This window comes from Mesorhizobium sp. M7D.F.Ca.US.005.01.1.1, from assembly GCF_003952545.1.
GTDB lineage: Bacteria > Pseudomonadota > Alphaproteobacteria > Rhizobiales > Rhizobiaceae > Mesorhizobium > Mesorhizobium loti.
On the sequence record NZ_CP034453.1, the window covers coordinates 3389345 to 3410967 of the forward strand.

Genomic DNA, 21623 nt, shown 5'->3' on the forward strand with positions numbered 1-21623 from the left:
TGGCCGACCTCAGCCGGTCTGGCTGTGCAACGCTCGGGATTTCAACAGACGCTGAATATCGGCCGCATTTGACGGCACGCCGATCAGATAGCCCTGCGCCTCGGTACAGCCATTGCCGCGCAGGATGTCGAGCTGCGCCTCGGTCTCGACACCCTCGGCGGTGACAGTGATGCCGAGTTCGGCACCCAGCCCGATGACGGTGCGAACGATCGCCGCGGTGTCGCGATTGCCCAAGTCGTGGATGAAAGAACGGTCGATCTTGATCTTGTCGACGGGAAAACGCCTGAGATAACCGAGCGAGGAATAGCCGGTGCCGAAATCGTCCAGTGCGATGCGAATGCCGAGCCCGCGCAACTGTCGCAGTGTCCTCAGCACGGCTTCACTCTCGTCCATCAGCACGGTTTCGGTGATTTCCAGTTCCAGCCGGCCGGCGGGTACGCCGGAAAAGGCCAGAGCCGAGATGACGTTGCGGGCAAAGCTGCCGCTTTTGAGCTGCACGGCTGAGACATTGACCGCGATGCGCAGGCCAGCAGGCCAGCTTGCCGCCGCCGTGCAAGCCTTCCTCAGCGCCCACTCGCCAAGCGGCACGATCATTCCGGTTTCTTCGGCGACCGGAATGAAGTTGTCCGGCGCCACGGTGCCGCGCGTCGGGGAATGCCAGCGCATCAAGGCTTCGGCGCCGACGATCTCGCCGGAGGCGATGTTCATGATGGGCTGGAAATCCAGATCAAATTCCTGGCGCGGCAGCGCTGTCTCGAGGTCGATCTCGAGTGCGCGCCGTGCCTGTACCATGGCGTCCATTCCGGGTTCGAAGAAGCGATACAGGTTGCGCCCTTCGCTCTTCGCCCGATAGAGCGCCGTATCGGCGTTTTTCAGCAGCGTATCGGCGTCGCCGCCATCGTCGGGGAAAACGGCGATGCCCAGGCTGATGCCGACATGTATGTCGCGGCTCTTGTCTCGAAACGGTTTTGCGATCGCCTCGATGATACGCTTCGCCAGTTTTTCGGCATCGGCAATGCCCTTGAAATTGAACTGGATGATGACGAATTCGTCGCCGCCGAAGCGAGCGACGACGTCCGTTTCACCGCGCAGGCAACGCTGCAGCCGCTCGGCCACGCCCTTCAACAGCCAGTCGCCGGCCGGATGTCCCCAGGTGTCGTTGACCACCTTGAAGCGATCGAGATCGAGCGAGAAAATCGCCAACGGCGTGGCCGCCGTGTCCTCCAGCGCAAGGTCGAGCCGTTCGCGAAACATCGAGCGGTTGGGCAGTCCGGTCAGCATATCGTGATGCGCAAGATGGGTCATGCGCTCTTCGGTACGGCGGCGCTCGGTGACATCGTCGAAGGTCGCCACCCAACCGCCGCCGCTCATCGGCTGGCGGGTGACCAGAACCGTCCTGCCGTCGGTAAGATGTCGATACGCGGAATGCATTTTTTTCGCCACCAGGCAGGCTTCGGTCTTGGCGACTTCGCTGTCGACGTCGATCTTCGTATAGATGCCGAGTTCCAGCAATCGTTCGAGCGCGTCGCGGTGCGTCGTTCCAAGCGGGAAGTCCGCCGCGGTGGCGTTGTAGAGTTCCAGAAAACGCCCGTTGCGCACGATCATCTTGCCGTCGGCGTCGTACATCAGCAAGCCTTGCGACATGTTGGCAAGTGCTGCGTCGAAGCGACGGTGCTGCTCCTTGAGATCCTGTTGGGCACGGCGCTGTTCGGTGATGTCCTCGTAGATCGAGACCCAGCCGCCCAGAGCCAATGGGCGATGCGAGATGTTGATGATGCGGCCATCCGACAGCATCTCCTCGTAGGTCGAGGGTTTCGCCTGGTCGATATAGGGCTTGCGGATGGCGTAGAGTTCATCGGCGCTTTGCGAGGCGACGCCAATGTCGACGCTGTGCCGCAGAATGTCGAGGAACCGGATGCCGGGGCGTATCACCTTGGCGTCGAGACAGAAGATATTGATGTAGTTGCCGTTGCAGATGATCATCCGCTCTTCGGCATCGAACATGCACAGCCCATGCGACATGTTCTCGACTGCGGCCGAAAAGCGTTCATTCTGTTCGCGCAGTTCATCTTCCATATGGCGCGAGCGATCCATGCCTTTGGCCTCCCGTTCCGGGACGGCCGAACCATCCTTGGCATCAGCGACGGGCATGAGGCGCCTGCGGGTCGTGATCGAACACCGCACTGTTACCCGTTCCGGTTAATTTAGCGTTTTTAGCCGATTGCGGGTGCCGAAACCTGGTGCCGCGACGTCTCGATCGCGGAAAACCGCTTCAGGAACGCATTTTGCGCCCAGGTCACCGAGCGTGGCGTGAAATCGAAGCGGTCGGCATTGAAGCCGCGCGGACGGCCGAAGAACTCGGTAGCTTCGGCGGCCGAAAAACCGGCAAGCAGCGTTGCTTCGAAATAGGCGGCGATCTGGTCGGCGCGCTTGATCTCCTTGCGCAGCGCAGCCGTTGGTTCCGGCGGCAGCGAGAAGCGCAGATGGATGGCGCGCTGCAACCGCAACTCACAGTCCTTGTAGCTGCCGCCCATCACCGATTTGAACGGCGAGATCATGTCGCCGATGACATATTCGGGGGCATCGTGCAGCAACGCCGCCAGCCGGGCGTCGGCCGAAGCCTCAGGCACCAGGTCACAGAATAGCGCCTCGACCAGCAGCGAGTGCTGGGCAACCGAAAAGGCATGCTCGCCGCTGGTCTGGCCGTTCCAGCGGGCTACGCGAGCGAGCCCGTGCGCAATATCCGAAATCTCGATATCGAGCGGCGAGGGGTCGAGCAGGTCGAGCCGGCGGCCCGACAGCATGCGCTGCCAGGCGCGTGCCGGCGCGCCGACGCGGTCGGCGGCCATCAGGCCTCCTCCGCGCTGACAGCTTCCTGCGGGAAGGCGAATTTTGCCCAGGCCGGGATGGCAAGTGAAACGGTGGCGTCCGCGGCCATGATCGGCTGGCCGGCGTCGAGCGCCGCCTTGATCCGGTCAATGCGGGCAATCGCCAGACCGGTCGTGCCGACGGTCGAGCCGAGCGTGCCAACCGGCCGTCCTGCGACGGTTAGCTCGGTGCCCGGTGCGGGCAGGGGCCTATCGGCCGAGACAATCAGCACGCGTCGTCTGGCCGTGCCGCGATGCTGCATGCGCGAGACGACCTCCTGGCCGACATAGCAGCCCTTCTTGAAGCCGACGCCGCCGGTTTCGTCCAGCAGCACATCATGGGGGAAGGCGTCTCCGAGTTGGTAGTCGCTGCCGCTTTCGGCAATGCCGCCGGCAATGCGGAAGGCTTGCCACGCGGCAAGATCGCTGCGCTCATCTGTTTCGCCATAGGAACGCGTGACGGCGCCCTTCGGAAAGCGCGTGTCGGCGGCCGTCGTTGAATCGGATTGTGAGAGTGTTGATTCATGTCCCCAGGCGACGGTGACAAACGCCTGATCTGCCTTGGCAATCTCGACCTTGGCGCGCAGTTTGTAGAGCGTCAGCCGGCGTACGAAATCGTCCGCTATGTCGGCCCGGCATTCCAGCCGGAATGCATTCTCACCGTCGCGCGAGATCAGGAGATCGAACAGGATCTTGCCTTGCGGCGTCAGCAGCGCACCGGGTTTGGCTTCGCCGGGTGCCAGGATGTCGAGATCGGTGGTCAGGATGTTCTGCAGAAAATGCTCGGCATCCGGGCCTGACACGGAAATGAGGGCGCGGTCTTTGAGCTGGGCAAAGGGCATGGGCGGAAAAGCAACCTGATCTTGCAAAACGGTCGGCCTTTACGTAAGCCGCTGGCACTCCCCCCGCAAGAGAGCATGGCCATGATCTACGACCTCATCCTGACAGGCGGCACAGTGGTCAACCATGACGGCGAAGGGGCTCGCGACATCGGCGTGAAGGACGGGCGCATCGCTGCCATCGGCGATCTCCGCCAGGCCTCGGCCGGCGAGACGATCGACTGCCGCGGCCTGCATATCCTGCCAGGTGTCATCGATAGCCAGGTGCATTTTCGCGAGCCGGGACTGGAGCACAAGGAAGACCTGGAAACGGGCTCGCGCGCGGCCGTGCTTGGCGGCGTCACCGCCGTGTTCGAGATGCCCAACACCAATCCTTTGACCACCAGCGAGGCAGCGCTTGCCGACAAGGTTCGGCGCGGCACTGATCGCATGCATTGCGATTTTGCCTTCTGGGTCGGGGGCACCCGCGAAAACGCCGGGGATGTCGGCGAGCTTGAGCGGTTGCCGGGCGCGGCCGGGATCAAGGTTTTCATGGGCTCGTCCACTGGCGATCTGCTGGTCGAGGATGACGAGGGCGTGGCATCGATCCTCCGAAACACGCGCCGCCGCGCCGCCTTTCATTCGGAAGACGAATTCCGGCTGCGCGAGCGTCTTGGCGAACGCATCGAGGGCGATCCTTCATCGCATCCGGTATGGCGCGACGAGATCGCCGCCTTGCGCTGCACCGAACGGCTTATACGCATCGCTCAGCAAGTTCGCGCCCGCATCCATGTCCTGCACATCTCGACCGCCGAGGAGATTTTGTTCCTCGAACAGCACAAGGATGTCGCGACCTGCGAGGCGACGCCGCATCATTTGACGCTGAGCGCCGACGACTATGCACGGCTTGGCACGCTGATCCAGATGAACCCACCTGTTCGGGACAAGCGCCACCGCGACGGCGTCTGGCACGGCATTGCGCAAGGCATCGTCGACGTGCTCGGCTCCGACCACGCGCCGCACACGCTGGCCGAGAAGGCAAAACCCTATCCGGCCTCGCCGTCGGGGATGACCGGCGTGCAGACGTTGGTGCCGATCATGCTCGACCACGTCAATGCCGGCCGGCTGACCTTGCAGCGCTTTGTCGACCTGTCCAGCCACGGCCCGCAACGCATCTTCGGCATGGCGAGAAAGGGCCGCATCGCCGCCGGCTACGACGCCGACTTCACCATCGTCGATATGAAGCGGCGCCAGACCATCACCAATGCGCAGGCCGGCTCGAAAGCCGGCTGGACGCCTTATGACGGGAGAGACGTGACCGGCTGGCCGGTCGGCACCGTCATTCGCGGCTGCCGCGTCATGTGGGAAGGCGAGATCGCCACGCCAGGCCAGGGTAGGGCGGTGGAGTTTGCCGAGGCCCTTGTCCTCTAGATTCCCTAAGGGGCTCAGTCGCCGGCGACGAAGAATGTCCACTGCCCAGTGGGCGTGATGCCGACACGGTAGAAGATATAGGCGCCGAATTGCTTCATGTCGTCGAAGTCGCCAGCGGTGACGATCTTGAACAATTCGACCCGCTGCTTGGCGTCCAGCTTGTCCAGCGGCAGGGCGAAGAAATACGGCCACACATAGAGTTCTTGTGGCGTGCCGGCATCGAGGTGGACGTAGCCGGCATCGAGCACCTCCTCCAGGATAGCCAGGATCTCCTGGCCGTCCGGGTCGCCGGAGAGCCCCTTGAGGAAGGCGATGGCGTCGCCGTCTATGTCGGTCAGCGATATCTGCGTGGCGCTGTCGCCCTTGCCGATCAAGGGCTCGATGTCGCCGCCCTTGCAGGCTTCGACGATCAGATCGTGCATGCGCCGCACCGGTTCCGGCAGCTTGCCGAGATCATAGACAACCTCGGGTACCGGCGTCTCCGGATCGACGCGCGGTCTGGTCACGCCGCCATCCGCCGGACTGTCCGGCTCGGCTTCATTGGGAGCAGCCGGTTCAATGGTCGGCGGCGGCGTTCCGACCGGGTTGGGCATTGGCACGGTGCTTCCCGGGGGCGACATGTCGTCGTCCGCCGGCGGCGTGACTGTTGGCGGGAGCTCTTCGCGCTTGATCTCGCTCAGCGCATAGGCGGGGCTGCTCGCGAGACACACAACCAGGGGAATCGCGGCACAGCAAGCGGCGAAGGAGATGCAGAGGACCAAGCCACGCGGCTTGCCTGACATCGAAAAACTCACTGCCCGTTTCTCCCTGCTTCCGGGCATGACGCCCGAGCGGCATTTTGCCGTCAAAGAACCGGACGTCGGTTCAGTGCCGCAGCCGTTCGGGTTCGAAGGCGCCAGCAATCACCTTTTCACGCATACGGTCGAGCAGGGCAAGGGCCGAGGTCTCGCCATTGGCACGCAACATCTCGCCGAAGGCGGTTTCGAGCGCTGCTTCGGCAATGATCTCGGGCTCTATGCCGGCGGAGAGACCTTCCGCCCAGGCCTCGCTGTGGCTTTCCACGGCGGTCAGGCGTTTTTCTTCTCTGACCAGCGCGTCGATGTCGTTGACACCATGTTCCATAAGCGAATGTCCACCCTTTCAAGCAGCGATCCGTCGATGTGGATCAGGCCTGATCTGTTCATTTCACACGTAGGGACAATTAAGTATTTGTAAATACGACATTTTTTTGATCGTCTTTTACAAAGCCCGATTGCCTTGTGCGAAGCTGCGTTCAGCTCGAGTCAAACTTAGCCGATTGGGGCGGCCTGCGGGGCGAAAACCTTCAGTTTGAGTTAATTCCGCTTTCTCGCGGTAAGGTTTCGTTAATACTGTTGCAGAAGTGCAACATGAGGATTGCACCAAGATATCGCCTCGCACAAGCCGGATATCTCAGCCGTCGCCAGCAATGGTCCTGATAGTTGTTGATGAGCAGGCCTGCCTGCCTAAACGGATCGCGTTGAAACGGATTCGGTCAACGCGTTCCAGGCTTTTGTTTTATGCGTGTCGTTGTCCCAAAATCCGCTGTTTTGGGCGATATGCATTAGTTGCCGTAACGCGAGGCGATGTCGCGGGACAGCGTCTCGCCTTCTTTCATATAGCGGCTGATGGCTTCCGCCGCCGAGGGGGTGCACCGCGTATAGGTGCCGCCGAACGAGCGGTAGCCACGATTGAAGCTGGCGATGAAGCGGGCGCGCCGCTCGGCGTCCGGATTTTCCGAATCAAGCAGCTTCTCCATCTCGGCACGCCACTGGTCGCCCTTCTCGCCGCACAAATTTCGCAGGAAATGCAGCGACCCCAGAACCTCCGCCAATCGCATCAGCCCCGGCTCGAACGGCGACTCGGCGCTGAACGCAGGCAGTGCCGAGACGGCCGCACTGACGGCAAGACACACGGCGAGGAGCAAGGATGGACGGTTCATAAGCCTTCTCTACCTAACGGCGCTAGCCGTTGTGGTCTGCCCAATGGCGTAAGCCGTTGTGGTCTGCCGAACGGCGTAAGCCGTTCTGGCTCTGCCAAACAGCATAAGTCTTTGTGGCGAAACAATTTGTCGCCTGCAAGGCGATTTTCAGGGCTGCGGCCTGGCGTCTCCGCCGGGGGCCAACAAGTCCTCCGCAACGGCGAACACCGAGCCGGCGAGCGGCAGTGCCGCCATCTCACTGAGCGTATAGAAGGCGGCGGTCTCGGCGTCGTCGCTAGCCACTGCCTCGCCGCCGGCATAGACGGCACCGAAGACCGTGAGGAGATAATCGACCGGGTGGCTGTCGTCCCTGCCGTCGATGTGGATTTCCTGCAGCGGGCGGTAATCGATGGCGCGTAATCCGGTTTCTTCCAGAAGTTCGCGCTCTGCCGCTGCCTCCAGCGTCTCGCCGGGTTCGACCTTGCCACCCGGGAAGGCATAGAGCCCTTGCGAGGGTTGCCGGGCTCGCTTGACCAGAAGCACGGTGTCTGCGCGCACGACGGCGACCGAGACTGCCGGAAGTATCTTGCGCGCTTCGTTCATGGATTCCTGATCAGGTGAAGGCAGGTCTGTTGTGGATCGCCCAGCATGGGGAAGCTTTAGCGGTTGCGCAACGCCGGTTGCATCGCCACTTTCAAAGCGAACCATTCGAAGGGCGCCAATCGACCATGTGCGGACGTTTTGCCTTGACCGCGGCGCCGGACCAGACTGCCGCCTTGCTAGGCTTGGCCGAACTGGAGGATTTCCCGGCGCGCTACAATATCGCCCCGACGCAGCCGATTCTGATGGCGATCGCCGGCCCCCCGCGGACGCCGGGCTCGAATCTGCCGGACCGGCAGCCGATGCTGGTGCGCTGGGGGCTGATCCCGACCTGGGTGAAGGACACCAGGGAATTTCCACTGCTGTTCAACGCGCGCTCGGAGGGCGCCGCCGAAAAGGCTTCGTTCAAAGCGGCCATGCGTCATCGCCGCGCTTTGGTGCCGGCGTCCGGCTTTTATGAATGGCGGCAAACCGGTGGCAAGAAGGGGCAGCCCTACTGGATACGCCCAAGGCATGGCGGGTTGGTCGCCTTCGCCGGCCTGATCGAGACCTATGCCGAGCCGGGCGGTTCGGAAATGGACACCGGCGCCATCCTGACCGTCAACGCCAATGCCGACATCGCCCATATCCACGACCGCATGCCGGTGGTGATCGATCCCAGGGATTTCGCCCGCTGGCTGGATTGCCGCACGCTCGAGCCGCGCGATGTCGCCGATCTGTTGCGGCCGGCGCAGCTGGATTTCTTCGAGGCAATTCCCATCTCCGACCTCGTCAACAAGGTCGCCAACACCGGACCAGAGATACAGGAGCGGGGCGAGATCGGGCCGGAGCCCGAGAAGGTCAAGCGCCAGAAGCCCGGCGCGGACGACAGTCAGATGACGTTGTTCTAGCTCAGCTGTTCTTCAGAGGCGCATGTCAGCGCCCTCATGCCAGGCGCCTTGAGCGCCGGCCGTACACCGCTTCAGGCGGCGCGGGGCGATACGATCTTCTGTGCCGGCTTCTTCTTCTTCGCGGTGTGGAGAAGGGCGGCGACGATCGCGGCCGGACCGATTGCGCGATAGTGGTTGGCCAGCGCCGGTTGCTTGGCGCGGTTGGATTCCTGCTTGCTTCGGGGCATGTCTCTCTTCCCTGGTAACATTTTCGTGTCTGCGTTTGATGGCCGATTCTGACCAAATCGTGACGCCTGCTGATCTAGCCGACGAATGTTTCATGACTGTGCCGACATGTTTAATAAAATGTTTCACTGGGTCATTACCTGTGATCCAGCGACGTTTTTGCCGAAACTTGCGACTTGACGGCAACACAAGCCAAGGCGATAAAGCCGCCCATGAAAACGTCTTTCGCCATTTGTGGCATTTGCATTATTGGCTAGCCTCGCGCTGGTCCGGACGTTTTCGCCTCATCTTTCCCCAGATTGGACAAACGCCCCGGCCAGCAGGCTGGAATCCGATTTGCGCCTTGGCGTGCTCGATTTCCAGCCAAAGCATGATCCCGAAAAGTGGGAACCGGTTTTCGGACCAGATCATGCTCAAATAAAGTAACGGACCGGGAAGGCACGAATGTCTGACGCATCGCAGGGCCTGCGCCTCTACAACACGCTGACGCGGACGAAAGAGGATTTCGTTCCGATCGATCCAAACAACGTGCGCATGTATGTCTGTGGTCCGACGGTCTACGACTTTGCCCATATCGGCAATGCCAGGCCGGTGATCGTCTTCGACGTGCTGTTCCGTTTGTTGCGCCAAGTCTATGGCGAGGCGCACGTCACGTATGTGCGCAACATCACAGATGTCGATGATAAGATTAACGCCCGCGCGTTGCGTGATTTCGGCCCCGAGATTTCTTCGGGAAAACTCTCGCTCAACGAGGCGATCCGGCGGGTGACCGAAAAGACCGCAGACCAGTTCCACAGGGACGTGGCGGTTCTCGGCTGCCTGGAGCCGACGGTCGAACCGCGCGCCACCGAATTCGTCGAGCCTCGCGCCGACGGCAAGGCCGACATGATCACCTTGATTCAAAGCCTGATCGAACGCGGCCATGCCTATGTTGCCGCAGGTGAAGTCCTGTTCGACACGGCGTCGATGCCCGACTACGGCCAGCTGTCGAAGCGCAATCTCGACGAGCAGCAGGCGGGCGCTCGCGTCGCTGTCGACGCGCACAAGAAAAATCCCGGCGATTTTGTCCTCTGGAAGCTGTCGTCGCCGGAGGAGCCGGGCTGGAATTCGCCATGGGGCAGGGGCCGCCCGGGCTGGCACATCGAATGCTCGGCAATGTCGGCCGCCTATCTCGGCGAGGTCTTCGACATCCATGGCGGCGGCCTCGACCTGATCTTCCCGCACCATGAGAACGAGATCGCCCAGTCGCGCTGCGCCCACGGCACGGACGTGATGGCCAACATCTGGATGCACAACGGCTTCCTGCAGGTCGAAGGGCAAAAGATGTCGAAGAGCCTCGGCAATTTCTATTCGATCAACGAGCTCTTGGAGACCGAGACCTTTGGCGGCCGCAAATGGCCTGGCGAGGTGCTGCGGCTGGCGATGCTGATGACGCACTATCGCGAACCGATCGACTTTTCCGTGCGCAAGCTGGAAGAGGCCGAGAACATGCTGCGCAAATGGAAGCGGGCGGCCGACCTCGCGCCGGCGGCGGCAGGGCAGTTGCCCGTGGAGATCATCGATGCCTTGTCCGACGATCTCGCCACCTATGCCGCCTTCCAGATACTGACCCAGTTGGCCGGTGAGGCAGCGGACGGCAACGATGCGGCGGCTGCGCTGAAGGCGTCGCTGCTGTTCCTCGGCTTCGATGTCGCGTCGGCGAAGGTGGATGAAGACCACGTCGCCAAGGCTATCGCCAATCGCCTCGCGCTCATTGCTGCCAAGAACTGGGCCGAGGCCGACCGCATCCGCGACGAACTGTTGGCACAAGGTATACAGTTGAAGGACGGCAAGGACCCCGTCACCGGCGAACGCATCACCACCTGGGAGGTAAAAAGATGATCGACCATCTCGGCATCACCGTTGCCGATTTCGACGCTTCGAAGGCTTTCTATGACAAGGCGATGGCGCCGCTTGGAGCCTCCCTGCTTTACATGGTGCCGCTGGAATACACCGGCGGTGCCAAGGTCGGTGGCTATGGCCGTGACCGGCCGGTGTTCTGGCTGAGCACCGGCAAGGACAAGCCCAGGGATCACCAGCACGTCGCCTTCACCGCGCGCAGCCGCGCCGAGGTCGAAGCCTTTTATGCCGCGGCACTCGCCGCCGGCGGTAGGGACAATGGCGGGCCGGGCCTGCGCCCGCACTATCACCCGGACTACTACGCCGCCTTCGTCTTCGATCCCGACGGCAACAATGTCGAGGCCGTCTGCCATGCCCCGGAGTGAGCGGTGATGAGCCTCGACAACCGGCCGATCTACACCGGCGGCTGCCAGTGCGGCGCGGTGCGCTTTCGCGTCGAGGGCACGCTTGGCGACGCCTCGATCTGTCATTGCCGCATGTGCCAGAAGGCGTTCGGCGCGTTCTACGCGCCGTTGGTTTCGGTGCGCGGCGCCAGGCTCGACTGGACGCGCGGCGAGCCGAAATACTTCCGCTCGTCCAACCATGTCCATCGCGGCTTCTGCCCGGATTGCGGCACACCGCTGACCTTCACCGCGCCGGACGGCGTTGGCCTCGCCATCGGTGCGTTCGACAATCCGGCTGAGATCGTGCCGCTCATCCAGTGGGGCATCGAGGCAAAGCTGCCCTATGTCGACTCGATCCCGCAACTGCCGGGCGAGGACACCATGGCCGATATGTCGTCGGCCTCCTATTTGGCCGATCTCGTCTCCTACCAGCACCCCGACCACGACACCGAACAATGGCCGCCGAAGGAAAGATCATGACCGAGACAGTACGAACCGGCGGCTGCCAGTGTGGCGCCGTACGCTTCCGCATTCATGGAGCGCTTGGCCGTCCGTCGATCTGCCATTGCCGCATGTGCCAGAAGCAGTTCGGCTCGTTCTTCGGTGCGCTGGTCACGGTACCCAGGGACGGCGTCGAATGGACCCATGAAGAGCCGAGCTATTTCCAGTCGTCGGTCAACATCGATCGTGGTTTCTGCGCCCGCTGCGGGACGCCGCTGACCTACCGGCAGCCCGGAGGACTTGAGATCGCCATCGGTGCCTTCGACGACCGCTCCGATCTCGCCCCGCAGATACAGGTCAACTACGCTGCGCGGCTACCCTGGGTGGAGACGATCTTCGATCAGCCCGTCCACCAGGATCCCGACTACTACAACAGGCAGGAATCCATCATCTCCTTCCAGCACCCCGACCATGAAACAGCGGACTGGCCGACCAAAGGTTTACAACTATGAGCAATCAATTGCGTACGCTCTATCCGGAGATCGAGGCGTTCGATTCCGGCATGCTCGATGTCGGTGACGGCCATCAGGTCTACTGGGAGCGTTCCGGCACCAAGGGCGCCAAGCCGGCGGTGTTCCTGCATGGCGGGCCGGGTGGCACCATCTCGCCAAAACACCGGCGGCTGTTCGACCCGAAGCTCTACGACGTCATCCTGTTCGACCAGCGCGGCTGCGGAAAATCGACGCCCAACGCCTCGCTCGACGCCAATACGACATGGCACCTGGTCGCCGACATCGAACGCCTGCGCGAAATGGCCGGCTTCGACAAATGGCTGGTGTTCGGCGGCTCCTGGGGCTCCACGCTGGCGCTCGCCTATGCCGAAACGCACCCTGAACGCGTCAGCGAACTGGTGGTGCGCGGCATCTACACGCTGACGCGTGCAGAACTCGAATGGTACTATCAGTTCGGCGTCTCGGAAATGTTTCCGGACAAATGGGAGCGCTTCCTGGCGCCAATCCCGGAGGCCGAGCGCGGCGACATGATGGCCGCCTACCGCAAGCGGCTGGTCGGCACGGATCGCAAGGCGCAGATCGAGGCGGCCCGCGCCTGGAGCCTGTGGGAAGGCGAAACGATCACGCTGTTGCCGGAGCCGGAGACCAGCGGACCGTTTGGGCAGGACGACTATGCCGCCGCCTTCGCCCGCATCGAGAACCACTATTTCGTCCACGCCGGCTGGCTTGAGGAAGGGCAGCTGCTGCGCGATGCGCACAAGCTCAGCGACATTCCTGGCACCATCGTCCATGGCCGCTACGACATGCCGTGCCCGGCGCACTATGCCTGGGCGCTGCACAAGGCCTGGCCGAAGGCGGATTTCCACCTGATCGAGGGCGCCGGTCATGCTTATTCGGAGCCGGGCATCCTTGATCGGCTGATCCGCGCGACGGACAAGTTTGCAGGCAAATGACCATGACCCGCGAGCGCCTCTATCTCTTCGATACCACATTGCGCGATGGCCAGCAGACGCCGGGCATCGACTTTTCCGTCGAGGACAAGATCGCCATCGCAAAACTGCTCGACGCTTTTGGCCTCGACTATGTCGAAGGTGGCTATCCCGGCGCCAACCCGACCGACACAGCCTTCTTCCAGGAGAAACGCACGTCGCGCGCCCAATTCGTCGCCTTCGGCATGACCAAGCGGGCAGGGGTGTCGGCGTCCAACGATCCCGGCCTTGCGTCACTCGTGCAGTCGAAGTCGGACGCCATCTGCTTCGTTGCCAAGAGCTGGGACTATCATGTCCGTGTCGCGCTCGGCTGCACCAATGAGGAGAATCTCGACGCCATCAAGGCCTCCGTCGAGGCGGCGGTCGCCGCCGGCAAGGAGGCATTGGTCGACTGCGAGCATTTCTTCGACGGCTTCAAGGCCAATCCCACCTATGCGCTGGCTTGCGCCAAGACCGCTTACGATGCCGGCGCGCGCTGGGTGGTGCTGTGCGACACCAATGGCGGCACGCAGCCATCGGAAGTCCGCGCCATCGTCGAGAAGGTTATCTCGTCCGGTATTTCAGGCAATCATCTCGGCATCCATGCCCATGACGACACCGGCCAGGCAGTCGCCAATTCGCTGGCCGCTGTCGAGGCCGGCGTGCGCCAGATCCAGGGCACGCTCAACGGCATCGGCGAGCGCTGCGGCAACGCCAACCTGATCTCGATCGTGCCGACCCTGGCGCTGAAGCCGGCCTTCGCCAATCGTTTCGAGACGGGAATTTCGACTGAGGCACTGACCGGCATTTCGCGCCTGTCGCGCGCTTTCGACGAACTCCTGAACCGCGCCCCGGAAGCGCAGGCGCCCTATGTCGGCGCTTCCGCCTTCGCCACCAAGGCCGGCATCCATGCCTCCGCACTTGCCAAGGAGCCGGCGACCTATGAGCATGTGCCTCCGGAAACGGTCGGCAACCGCCGCCGCGTCATGGTTTCGGACCAGGGCGGCAAGGCCAATTTCCTCGCCGAGCTGAAGCGGCACGGCATCGAGGTGCCGAAGGACGACCACCGGCTCGACGCGCTGATATCGGTGGTCAAGGAGCGCGAGGCCGAGGGCTACGCCTATGAAGGCGCCGATGCCAGCTTCGAACTCCTGGCGCGCAAGATGCTGCACGGCCTGCCGGAGTTCTTCAACGTTACCTCGTTCCGCTGCATGGTCGAGCGCCGCTTCGACGCCAATGGCCAGTTGAAGACGGTCTCCGAAGCGATCGTCAAGGTGGTGGTGGATGGGGAGGAGAAGATGTCGGTGGCCGAGGGGCATGGTCCGGTCAACGCACTCGACATCGCGCTGCGCAAGGACCTCGGCAAATTCCAGGGCGAGATCGCCGACATGGAGCTTGCCGACTTCAAGGTGCGTATCCTCAATGGCGGCACCGAGGCGATCACCCGCGTTCTGATCGAATCGCATGACGGCACCGGCGCGCGCTGGTGGACGGTGGGCGTTTCCGAAAACATCATCGACGCCTCGTTCCAGGCCCTGATGGATTCCATCGTCTACAAGCTGATGAAGAACCGCGAGATGGCCGGGCTGGTGGCCGCCGAATAGGGTTGAACCATCAGCGAAAGTCCATTGATCCATCAGAACTTTGCGATGGTCTTGCCAAGGTGACTGGGCCATAGCGTTGGCCCATGGCCACTGAAGCAATTGCCCTGGACGCGGATTCGAAGGCACGGCGCGGCTTTCTGCTGGCACTCGGCGCCTATCTGCTATGGGGGCTGCTGCCCTTCTATATGAAGGCGGTCGCTCATCTGCCGCTCGCCGAAGTCATTGCCCATCGCATCGTCTGGTCGGTGCCGATCGCCGCCGCCGTTCTGGTCTGGGCCGGCCGTACGGCGGATTTCAAGGCGGCGCTGCGTTCGCCGCGCACCATCGCCATGGCGGCGCTGACGGCGGCGCTGATCTCGGTCAATTGGGGCATCTATGTCTGGGCGATCGCCGCCGACCGCACCGTCGAGACCGCGCTCGGCTACTACATCAATCCGCTGGTCAGCGTCGTCGTCGGCGCGCTGCTGCTCGGCGAGCGGCTCGATCGGCTGCAGATCGCGGCAGTGGTGCTGGCGGCCGTCGCCGTCGCGGTGCTGACCATAGAGGGCGGCAAGCTGCCCTGGGTGTCGCTGGCGCTGGCGTTTTCCTTCGCCGCCTACGGCTTCTTCCGCAAGACGCTGCCGATCGGCCCGAGCCAGGGCTTTTTGCTCGAAGTGCTTCTGCTGTCGGTGCCGGCCCTTGGCTACATCGTCTACCTGATCGCAACCGGACAGGACCACATCGTATCCAGCAGCGGTGCCGATACGGCGCTGCTGATCGGCTGCGGTCCGGTCACGTCGATACCGCTCTTGCTGTTCGCCTTCGGCGCCAAGCTGCTGCGCCTCTCCACCATCGGCATCATGCAATATATCGCGCCGACCATGGTGTTCCTGATCGCCGTTCTGATCTTCGACGAGCCTTTCGGCACCACCCAGGCCATCGCCTTTGCGCTGATCTGGGCGGCCTTGGCAGTCTATTCCTGGTCGATGTTGACGACAGCGCGCCGGGCCGCGCCGCAGCCCGCACGGTAAGGGGTGTCGATGTACCTGCTGCATATCGCCAACAAGAATTATTCCTCATGGTCACTGCGGCCCTGGGTGTTGATGCGAGAGCTGGATATCCCATTCGAGGAGCGGCTAACGCCATTCCCGACCGGATCGAGCTGGAGCCTCTACCGGCCGTTCTCGCCGAGTGGCCGGGTGCCGTGCCTGATCGACGACGGTTGGGCGGTCTGGGATTCGCTGGCCATCGCCGAATATCTGGCCGAGCGCCACCATGGTGTGTGGCCTGTCGAAGCCAAGGCACGCGCCTGGGCGCGCTCGGCCGCCGCCGAGATGCATTCGAGCTTCACCGCACTGCGTGGCGCCTGTCCGATGAGTTGCGGCCTGCGCGTAGAGCCGTTTCCGATGTCCGACGCGCTGAAACAGGACCTCTTTCGCCTCGGCGACCTCTGGAACGATGGCCTTGCCCGTTTCGGCGGGCCGTTTCTGGCCGGCGCTCATTTCACCGCCGTCGACGCTTTCTTTGCTCCTGTGGCGTTTCGCGCACAGTCCTATGGTCTCGTTTTCGAGGGTGCGGCTGCAGCCTATCCGGCGCAGTTGCTCGCCCTGCCAGCGATGCGCGAGTGGTATGCGGCTGGCCTTGCCGAGACCTGGCGCGAGCCCGATCACGAAGCGGAAGTCGCCGCCGCCGGCACCGTCATCGAGGATCTTCGCGCCTAGAGCAATTTCAGGAAAAGTGTGAGCGGTTTTCCGTCCGGAATTGCGTCGAAACAAAGAGTTAGAGCAGTTCGCCGTTTCCGTGAAACGCTCTAGGCGTGAAAGCCGCCAGCAGGCGCTACAATCCGCGGCCCAGCCGCCTGACGAACAGATAAGTAGCCGCGGCGATGGCCATCGATACTGCGGTCACCACCCAGAACCCAATCGGCGTATCGACCAGCGGCAGCCCACCGACATTCATGCCGAACAGGCCCGAGATGATGGTCATCGGCAACAGCACCGCTGTCATGACAGAGAGAACATAGAGGAGCTGGTTCGACTGCATGGTCAGCTTGGCCATGAGCTCGTCCTGCAACAGCCTTGTGCGCGCCTGCAACTGCTCGCCGTCATGATAGAGAGTATGCGCCCGTTGCGAGAGCCTGACCGCCATGTCGTTGATCGGGTCAGGCAGTTCGTTGCGATGCGAATGATCGAGATGCCGGAACAGATTGGTGATCGTCGCCATCTGCCGATGGATCACCACCAATTGTCGCCGCGCCTCGACCAGCGCTTGTCGTTCATTGTGCCATGCATCGCGCACGACACGGTCCTCGATGCCGTCGAGCGTGTCGCCCAGCTTGCCGAGCTCGGCCGCCATGCCGTCGAGCGACTGGCCCGTGACCGCCTCGATCAGTTCCGCCGGCGAGCGGAATTTCCGCGCCCCATTCTCCACCGTCTTGCGAATGGCGTCGACCGATTCCAGCGGCTGCTTGCGCGCGCCGATCAGCACCGCGTCGTTGAAGGCGAAGCGGAAATGGACAAGCCCGCGCGCCTCCGAAAAGTCGTGTCTGAGATCAGGCAGATCGCCATAGAGCCAGCCATCCTCGAAGTCGATGTGGCAGCCATGGCTGGGGGCAAGGAAGGCGTCACGCACCGGCCTCGGCAAAGCCGTTTCGGCGCCGATCTCCTGGCGTGCATGCAGGTCGGTGATCTGATAGCTGCGCCAGGTCCAGCTCGCCTGTGCCGGGTCCTTGGTGCGCAGGCCGTCGGCCGTGAAATGGTAGATGAAGAACAGTCCGTGCTCGTCGGGCAGGTAAGGCGACAGATCGGTGCCTTCCGGGGCGAGAGCGATATCCATGGGCGCGGTGCCAGATGCAGGTTTCGAACATGGCACCGCATTGCGGCCGCCTGACCGTGATTCCTAGCACGAGCGAACCCGGTTTCGTGTGACGGTTTCTTGACAGCCGATCACAAGTCTGTCGATCACCCAATCCGGTGGTGACGCCTTCGCCAGCCCCGGATTGGGCTCTGTCAGTGCTTTGGGCCGAAGCCGGGGTAGGGCTTGAGCGGCACGATTGCGGCAATGTCCATCATGCCGGCCTTGACCAGCGGCAAGGTGGCGAGATAGCCACGGACCTCTGCATCATCGGCTGCCTCGAACATCATGCCGCTGCCCGGGATGTCGCCGCGGTTCCAGACCTGACGCACCGCGCCCTCGGCGTAAAGCGTGCGCCGCTGTTCGGCTTCGCCGGGCAGAAGCGGGGCGAAATCGGCATCGCTGAACTCAGCGGTGTTGCGAGTGAGAAGGGCAAAGAACTGCATGGCGGTCTCCTTTGGTTGGGATGGCCGAGTATCGCTTCCGCTGGTCAGACTGTCCAAGACTGATTAGGCTATAGTTGAGACTTGGCAGGACTTGAAGCTCTGGAGAAAAAATGTTCGACCTGCGCCAACTCCGCTATTTCGTCACCGTCGCCGAAACCGGCAATGTCGGGCGCGCGGCCGAAATGCTGCATATTTCGCAGTCGCCGCTCAGCCGGCAGATCATGCAGCTCGAGGAGCGGCTTGGCGTCAGTCTGTTCGAACGGGCAAAACAGCGGGTCCATCTCAACGCCGAGGGTCGCGCCTTCCTCACTGAGGCCCGCGCGCTGCTGTCCAATGCACGACGTTTGGAGGAATTCGGCCGCAACCTGGCCAGCGGCGCTGTCGGCCGGCTCGCCATCGGCTATGTCGAGGGCGCCGTGCATGCCGGGCTTGTCGCCGGTATGCTGCGTCAGTTCCGCCGCGAGCGGCCCGATTTTCACCTCCAGTTGCGAAGCCAGCGCTCGGCGGCGCAGCTGGAGGGGTTGCGGCAGCGCTCTCTGGATCTGGGCTTTATCTATTCGCCGCCAGCCGACGATGACCCTGATGTCGCCGCCATGGCGCTGCGCCACGAACCGTTGGTGCTGGCGATCCCCGAAGATGATCCGCTCGTTCACGTATCAGAGATCGGGCCGCATCACCTCGACGGTCGCACCTGGATCACCGTCGTGCGCCAGCCTGACGACACCAATCGCGGCCAGTTCCTCGTCGCTTGCGCCAAGGCCGGCTTTCTGCCCGACATCGCCTATGAGACGGCGGATCCGCTGACCTCGCTCGGCCTGGTCAGCGCCGGGCTCGGCCTGGCGACGGTGCAGGCCAGCCTGCGTGCCGCCGCACCGCCGCGGATCGTGTTTCGCGACCTGCCGTGGTTCGACCGTACGGTTTCCATCTATCTTGCCTGGCGGCGTCATGACCGCCGCGCGGTCATCGCCGGCTTGCGGCAGGCTGCTGGGGCAGTAGGGCAGTAAGGCAAGTCCCCTAAAGTCTGTCGATCACCGACTGCACGCCCTCGGTCGGCGCATCGACGGAGGACCCTGCCACCATGATGGCGGCGACGATCGCCTCGGGGTCGTCGACGACCAGCGGCTTGACCCGCTGCGCGGTGTGGATGAAGCCCTCGGCGGCCATGTGATCGAGCAACGCCAGCATCGGATCCCAGAATCCGCCGACATTGCCGAAGACGATCGGCTTACGATGATGGCCGAGTTGCCCCCAGGTCATGACCTCGACGATCTCCTCCACCGTGCCGATGCCGCCCGGCAGCGCCACAAAGGCGTCGGATTTCTCGAACATCTTGTGTTTGCGCTCGTGCATGTTGTCGGTGATCAAGAGCTCATCGAGCCGGTCCAGCGCGGTTTCCGTCGCTTCCTTGTTGATCAGGAAGCGTGGAATGATGCCTGTCACCTTGCCGCCGGCCTTGAGCGCGCCTTCGGCGACAGCGCCCATGATACCCTTGGTGCCGCCGCCATAGACCAGCCGCAGTCCCGCTTTGGCAATCGAGCGCCCGAGCAGGTGTCCGGCCTTGATATAGGTTTCATCGCGGCCCGGAGACGAGCCGCAATAGACGCAGACGGATCGAATCGTGTTCATAACGATGATTGGTGATTGGGTCTGAAAGCGCGGTCAAGCCCCAAGGGTTAACAAGGGCGGGCTTTTTCTTGTCGGCTTTGGCAAAACAGGCTAGACCGGCGTTAGGTGGCTAAGGGGTAGGGAAGTATGGCAATTAATCCATTGAAGGCGTTCCTGTTCGCGGCGGGTGGGACCGTTGCGGCCGCGGGAACCGCCTATGTATCGGGCGCACTCGACCCGTATCTCAATCACACGCCGCCGGCGAACGTGGCGGCGCTGACGCCGCCCGCGGCGCCGAAACCGGCCGATCCCGGCACGGAAGCGCGGCTGCCGCCAGCGGAGGTCCCGGCTGCTCCCGCTGCGGTGCCCCAGGCAACGGCACCGGCCGCCCCGGCAACGGATGCGGCGGCTCCAGCAGCCCCGGCTGCGGCCGGCCCGATCGCACCGTCCTTCGATGTCGTGCGCGTCGAAAGCAATGGCTCGATCGTTGTCGCCGGCAATGCGGCTCCGAATGCAAAGGTCGAGATCCTCAACGGTTCGACGGTGCTTGGATCGACCGTAGCTGGTTCCGATGGCGCCTTCGTCATCATTCTCGACGATCCGCTGAAGCCTGGCGACTATACGATTGCGCTGCGCGCGACCACGGGCGATGCCGTGACGCCTTCGGTGCAGACCGCTGTCGTCTCGGTTCCGAAGGATGCGGCCGGCCAGGTGCTGGCCATGGTCGAGGAGCCGGGCAAGCCGGCCGAACTGCTCACCGTTCCCGCGCCCGAGACAAAGCCGGCCGCACCGGCTGCCGGCGACCAGGCTGCCGCGCCGGCTGCTCCCGCAGCCGAAACGCCCGCGGCCACAGCTCCGGCACCAGCCGCCCCGGCGGCACCAGCGCCAGCCGTGGTTGAAGCAGCACCGGCTCCGGCAGCGCCGGCGACGCCGCCCGCGGCAGCCGTGGCCGAGCCTAAGATCGTCGTCGAGGCGGTCGAGATCGACGGCAACAAGATCTTTGTCGCCGGCCTCGCCGATGCCGGTCGCAAGGTTCGCGCCTATGCCAACGACATCCTGCTCGGTGACGCGCAGACGTCGCCGGACGGCCATTTCCTCGTCGAGGCGACGCGCGACATTCCGGTCGGCAGCTACACCATCCATGTCGACGGTCTCGATGCCGACGGCGTGAAGGTGGTGGCCCGCGCCGCCGTACCGTTCGAGCGCGAGCCGGGCGAAGCGATCGCCGCCGTGGCGCCTGCCGAGCCCAAGCCCGCCGAAGCAAAACCGGCCGCACCTGCTGCCGCCGAAGCGCCCCCGGCACCGGCTCCTGCCGCACCAGCTACAGAGGCGCCGGCCGTTGCCGCGGCTCCGGCCACGACGCCCGCTCCCGCCACCGATGCTCCGGCCGTCGTGGCGGCGGCGACGCCGCCAAGCGATGTGCCCGAGACCGTGGCGCCCAAGCTCGAACATGCTGATGGCGCCGTCATCATCCGCCGTCACGACACGCTGTGGCGGATTTCACGGCGCGTCTATGGCCATGGCGTGCGCTTCTCGACCATCTACCTCGCCAACCAGGACCAGATCAGCGATCCCGACCGCATCTGGCCGGGGCAGGTGTTCAAGGTCCCGGAAAAGTCGAAGGAAGGCGAAGCTGCCGACCTCAAGGCCATGGGCGAACAGGCGACGACGGCGCCTGCCAAGTCGCAGTAAGGTGCTTGAGCGCCGATCTCCCCCCTGAGGGGGGAGATCGGCAGCGTCGCCCGATCTACCCATCGGGATAGCTTGCTCCGCGCCTTTTCATCGTTTATCGCCGATGGACGATGACTGAATCCCCTTTTGAATCCGCCGGCCACTGCCGTTTGCCGGAAGATGTCGTCTCCGATAGCCGCGCTATCGCCGCCCGCATGGCGGCGCTTTCGCATCCGGCACGTATCGAAATCATAAAGCATCTGTCGGCCAACAACTCCTGCTGCTGCCGTGAGGTGGTCGACCGTTTCGATTTGGCGCAGTCCACCGTTTCCCAACACCTGAAGATACTTGTCGAGGCTGGTCTGGTCCGGTTCGAGCCCGACCGCCAGCGCTCGCGCTACGAGGTCGATCGTGCCGCGCTCGCTGATGTTTCCGCGTCGGTCGCCGCGCTCGTTAATTCCTGCTGCTCCGGCCGCTGAAAGATAAGAAGAA

24 protein-coding genes are annotated in these 21623 nt (G+C 63.3%); 13 read left to right on the plus strand and 11 right to left on the minus strand.

Annotated features, from left to right (window positions below; translation table 11 throughout):
• Positions 1-9: 9 nt before the first annotated feature.
• From EJ076_RS16110 to EJ076_RS16120, 3 genes are all read right to left on the minus strand, one after another.
• Positions 10-2151, minus strand: a complete 2142-nt coding sequence (locus EJ076_RS16110) for an EAL domain-containing protein (protein WP_126068553.1) — start codon at positions 2149-2151, stop codon at positions 10-12.
• Between the two features lie 62 nt (positions 2152-2213).
• Positions 2214-2849 carry an HD family hydrolase gene (locus tag EJ076_RS16115; RefSeq protein WP_126068554.1) on the minus strand — a complete coding sequence of 212 codons (636 nt, stop codon included), beginning with the start codon at positions 2847-2849 and terminating at the stop codon, positions 2214-2216.
• A complete protein-coding gene (locus EJ076_RS16120) occupies positions 2849-3709 on the minus strand; it encodes a folate-binding protein YgfZ (protein WP_126068555.1) in 861 nt (286 codons plus the stop codon). The genes EJ076_RS16115 and EJ076_RS16120 overlap by 1 nt, the downstream gene beginning before the upstream one ends.
• A gap of 75 nt (positions 3710-3784) precedes the next feature.
• Between EJ076_RS16120 and EJ076_RS16125 the strand changes: the two genes are divergently transcribed.
• On the plus strand, positions 3785-5116 hold the full coding sequence (locus EJ076_RS16125) for a dihydroorotase (protein WP_245463055.1): 1332 nt from the start codon (positions 3785-3787) through the stop codon (positions 5114-5116).
• A 14-nt stretch (positions 5117-5130) separates the two neighbouring features.
• Here the strand turns inward: EJ076_RS16125 and EJ076_RS16130 are convergent, their stop codons facing one another.
• The 4 genes from EJ076_RS16130 to EJ076_RS16145 form a co-directional block, all read right to left on the minus strand.
• Complete coding sequence (locus EJ076_RS16130) at positions 5131-5910, minus strand: hypothetical protein (protein ID WP_164548658.1); 780 nt, start codon at positions 5908-5910, stop codon at positions 5131-5133.
• A gap of 70 nt (positions 5911-5980) precedes the next feature.
• Positions 5981-6238: a hypothetical protein gene (locus EJ076_RS16135; protein WP_008874920.1), complete on the minus strand. Its 258-nt coding sequence runs from the start codon at positions 6236-6238 to the stop codon at positions 5981-5983.
• Between the two features lie 460 nt (positions 6239-6698).
• Entirely contained in the window at positions 6699-7076 is a 378-nt protein-coding gene (locus EJ076_RS16140) for a TIGR02301 family protein (protein WP_126068557.1), read from the minus strand.
• Between the two features lie 147 nt (positions 7077-7223).
• Positions 7224-7658 (minus strand): NUDIX hydrolase, encoded by a 435-nt coding sequence (locus EJ076_RS16145; RefSeq protein ID WP_126068558.1) that lies wholly within the window; start codon positions 7656-7658, stop codon positions 7224-7226.
• A 125-nt stretch (positions 7659-7783) separates the two neighbouring features.
• On the opposite strand from EJ076_RS16145, the gene EJ076_RS16150 reads away from it, so the two are divergent.
• A complete protein-coding gene (locus EJ076_RS16150; RefSeq protein ID WP_126068559.1) occupies positions 7784-8545 on the plus strand; it encodes an SOS response-associated peptidase in 762 nt (253 codons plus the stop codon).
• A 71-nt stretch (positions 8546-8616) separates the two neighbouring features.
• On the opposite strand, the gene EJ076_RS16155 is transcribed toward EJ076_RS16150, so the two are convergent.
• A complete protein-coding gene (locus tag EJ076_RS16155) occupies positions 8617-8772 on the minus strand; it encodes a hypothetical protein (protein ID WP_109662740.1) in 156 nt (51 codons plus the stop codon).
• Positions 8773-9214: 442 nt separating this feature from the next.
• Between EJ076_RS16155 and cysS the strand changes: the two genes are divergently transcribed.
• The 8 genes from cysS (at position 9215) to EJ076_RS16195 (ending at position 16277) form a co-directional block, all read left to right on the plus strand.
• A complete protein-coding gene (gene cysS / locus EJ076_RS16160; protein ID WP_126068560.1) occupies positions 9215-10651 on the plus strand; it encodes a cysteine--tRNA ligase in 1437 nt (478 codons plus the stop codon).
• Entirely contained in the window at positions 10648-11034 is a 387-nt protein-coding gene (locus EJ076_RS16165) for a VOC family protein (protein WP_126068561.1), read from the plus strand. Before cysS ends, EJ076_RS16165 begins: the two co-directional genes overlap by 4 nt.
• Positions 11035-11040: 6 nt before the next feature.
• Positions 11041-11532: a GFA family protein gene (locus EJ076_RS16170; RefSeq protein ID WP_126068562.1), complete on the plus strand. Its 492-nt coding sequence runs from the start codon at positions 11041-11043 to the stop codon at positions 11530-11532.
• Positions 11529-12005, plus strand: a complete 477-nt coding sequence (locus tag EJ076_RS16175) for a GFA family protein (RefSeq protein WP_109662751.1) — start codon at positions 11529-11531, stop codon at positions 12003-12005. Before EJ076_RS16170 ends, EJ076_RS16175 begins: the two co-directional genes overlap by 4 nt.
• The gene (gene pip / locus EJ076_RS16180) at positions 12002-12958 is read left to right on the plus strand and encodes a prolyl aminopeptidase (protein ID WP_126068563.1); all 957 of its coding nucleotides are present in this window, start codon (positions 12002-12004) and stop codon (positions 12956-12958) included. The genes EJ076_RS16175 and pip overlap by 4 nt, the downstream gene beginning before the upstream one ends.
• Entirely contained in the window at positions 12955-14577 is a 1623-nt protein-coding gene (cimA, locus tag EJ076_RS16185) for a citramalate synthase (RefSeq protein ID WP_206438799.1), read from the plus strand. The genes pip and cimA overlap by 4 nt, the downstream gene beginning before the upstream one ends.
• A gap of 83 nt (positions 14578-14660) precedes the next feature.
• Complete coding sequence (gene rarD, locus EJ076_RS16190; protein ID WP_109662756.1) at positions 14661-15587, plus strand: EamA family transporter RarD; 927 nt, start codon at positions 14661-14663, stop codon at positions 15585-15587.
• Positions 15588-15596: 9 nt separating this feature from the next.
• Complete coding sequence (locus EJ076_RS16195; RefSeq protein WP_126068565.1) at positions 15597-16277, plus strand: glutathione S-transferase family protein; 681 nt, start codon at positions 15597-15599, stop codon at positions 16275-16277.
• A gap of 115 nt (positions 16278-16392) precedes the next feature.
• Here the strand turns inward: EJ076_RS16195 and EJ076_RS16200 are convergent, their stop codons facing one another.
• Together EJ076_RS16200 and EJ076_RS16205 are read right to left on the minus strand one after the other, a co-directional pair.
• Entirely contained in the window at positions 16393-17391 is a 999-nt protein-coding gene (locus EJ076_RS16200) for a transporter (RefSeq protein WP_126068566.1), read from the minus strand.
• Between the two features lie 173 nt (positions 17392-17564).
• Positions 17565-17855, minus strand: coding sequence for a muconolactone Delta-isomerase family protein (locus EJ076_RS16205; RefSeq protein WP_126068567.1), 291 nt, complete (start codon positions 17853-17855; stop codon positions 17565-17567).
• Between the two features lie 110 nt (positions 17856-17965).
• On the opposite strand from EJ076_RS16205, the gene EJ076_RS16210 reads away from it, so the two are divergent.
• Positions 17966-18859, plus strand: coding sequence for a LysR substrate-binding domain-containing protein (locus tag EJ076_RS16210; RefSeq protein ID WP_126068568.1), 894 nt, complete (start codon positions 17966-17968; stop codon positions 18857-18859).
• A gap of 10 nt (positions 18860-18869) precedes the next feature.
• On the opposite strand, the gene EJ076_RS16215 is transcribed toward EJ076_RS16210, so the two are convergent.
• Positions 18870-19481 (minus strand): TIGR00730 family Rossman fold protein, encoded by a 612-nt coding sequence (locus EJ076_RS16215; protein WP_126068569.1) that lies wholly within the window; start codon positions 19479-19481, stop codon positions 18870-18872.
• A 126-nt stretch (positions 19482-19607) separates the two neighbouring features.
• Here EJ076_RS16215 and EJ076_RS16220 point away from each other — a divergent pair, with 126 nt between their 5' ends.
• Both EJ076_RS16220 and EJ076_RS16225 read left to right on the plus strand, forming a co-directional pair.
• Positions 19608-21152 (plus strand): LysM peptidoglycan-binding domain-containing protein, encoded by a 1545-nt coding sequence (locus EJ076_RS16220; RefSeq protein WP_126068570.1) that lies wholly within the window; start codon positions 19608-19610, stop codon positions 21150-21152.
• A gap of 110 nt (positions 21153-21262) precedes the next feature.
• Complete coding sequence (locus tag EJ076_RS16225; RefSeq protein ID WP_109662769.1) at positions 21263-21610, plus strand: metalloregulator ArsR/SmtB family transcription factor; 348 nt, start codon at positions 21263-21265, stop codon at positions 21608-21610.
• The last annotated feature ends 13 nt before the right edge of the window (positions 21611-21623 follow it).

Coding starts and splice junctions, on each gene's coding strand:
- EJ076_RS16110 (WP_126068553.1), bottom strand. CDS start 2,151: ATGCCCGTCGCTGATGCCAAGGATGGTTCGGCCGTCCCGGAACGGGAG.
- EJ076_RS16115 (WP_126068554.1), bottom strand. CDS start 2,849: ATGGCCGCCGACCGCGTCGGCGCGCCGGCACGCGCCTGGCAGCGCATG.
- EJ076_RS16120 (WP_126068555.1), bottom strand. CDS start 3,709: ATGCCCTTTGCCCAGCTCAAAGACCGCGCCCTCATTTCCGTGTCAGGC.
- EJ076_RS16125 (WP_245463055.1), top strand. CDS start 3,785: ATGGCCATGATCTACGACCTCATCCTGACAGGCGGCACAGTGGTCAAC.
- EJ076_RS16135 (WP_008874920.1), bottom strand. CDS start 6,238: ATGGAACATGGTGTCAACGACATCGACGCGCTGGTCAGAGAAGAAAAA.
- EJ076_RS16140 (WP_126068557.1), bottom strand. CDS start 7,076: ATGAACCGTCCATCCTTGCTCCTCGCCGTGTGTCTTGCCGTCAGTGCG.
- EJ076_RS16145 (WP_126068558.1), bottom strand. CDS start 7,658: ATGAACGAAGCGCGCAAGATACTTCCGGCAGTCTCGGTCGCCGTCGTG.
- EJ076_RS16150 (WP_126068559.1), top strand. CDS start 7,784: ATGTGCGGACGTTTTGCCTTGACCGCGGCGCCGGACCAGACTGCCGCC.
- EJ076_RS16155 (WP_109662740.1), bottom strand. CDS start 8,772: ATGCCCCGAAGCAAGCAGGAATCCAACCGCGCCAAGCAACCGGCGCTG.
- cysS (WP_126068560.1), top strand. CDS start 9,215: ATGTCTGACGCATCGCAGGGCCTGCGCCTCTACAACACGCTGACGCGG.
- EJ076_RS16165 (WP_126068561.1), top strand. CDS start 10,648: ATGATCGACCATCTCGGCATCACCGTTGCCGATTTCGACGCTTCGAAG.
- EJ076_RS16170 (WP_126068562.1), top strand. CDS start 11,041: ATGAGCCTCGACAACCGGCCGATCTACACCGGCGGCTGCCAGTGCGGC.
- EJ076_RS16175 (WP_109662751.1), top strand. CDS start 11,529: ATGACCGAGACAGTACGAACCGGCGGCTGCCAGTGTGGCGCCGTACGC.
- pip (WP_126068563.1), top strand. CDS start 12,002: ATGAGCAATCAATTGCGTACGCTCTATCCGGAGATCGAGGCGTTCGAT.
- cimA (WP_206438799.1), top strand. CDS start 12,955: ATGACCATGACCCGCGAGCGCCTCTATCTCTTCGATACCACATTGCGC.
- rarD (WP_109662756.1), top strand. CDS start 14,661: ATGGCCACTGAAGCAATTGCCCTGGACGCGGATTCGAAGGCACGGCGC.
- EJ076_RS16195 (WP_126068565.1), top strand. CDS start 15,597: ATGTACCTGCTGCATATCGCCAACAAGAATTATTCCTCATGGTCACTG.
- EJ076_RS16200 (WP_126068566.1), bottom strand. CDS start 17,391: ATGGATATCGCTCTCGCCCCGGAAGGCACCGATCTGTCGCCTTACCTG.
- EJ076_RS16205 (WP_126068567.1), bottom strand. CDS start 17,855: ATGCAGTTCTTTGCCCTTCTCACTCGCAACACCGCTGAGTTCAGCGAT.
- EJ076_RS16210 (WP_126068568.1), top strand. CDS start 17,966: ATGTTCGACCTGCGCCAACTCCGCTATTTCGTCACCGTCGCCGAAACC.
- EJ076_RS16215 (WP_126068569.1), bottom strand. CDS start 19,481: ATGAACACGATTCGATCCGTCTGCGTCTATTGCGGCTCGTCTCCGGGC.
- EJ076_RS16220 (WP_126068570.1), top strand. CDS start 19,608: ATGGCAATTAATCCATTGAAGGCGTTCCTGTTCGCGGCGGGTGGGACC.
- EJ076_RS16225 (WP_109662769.1), top strand. CDS start 21,263: ATGACTGAATCCCCTTTTGAATCCGCCGGCCACTGCCGTTTGCCGGAA.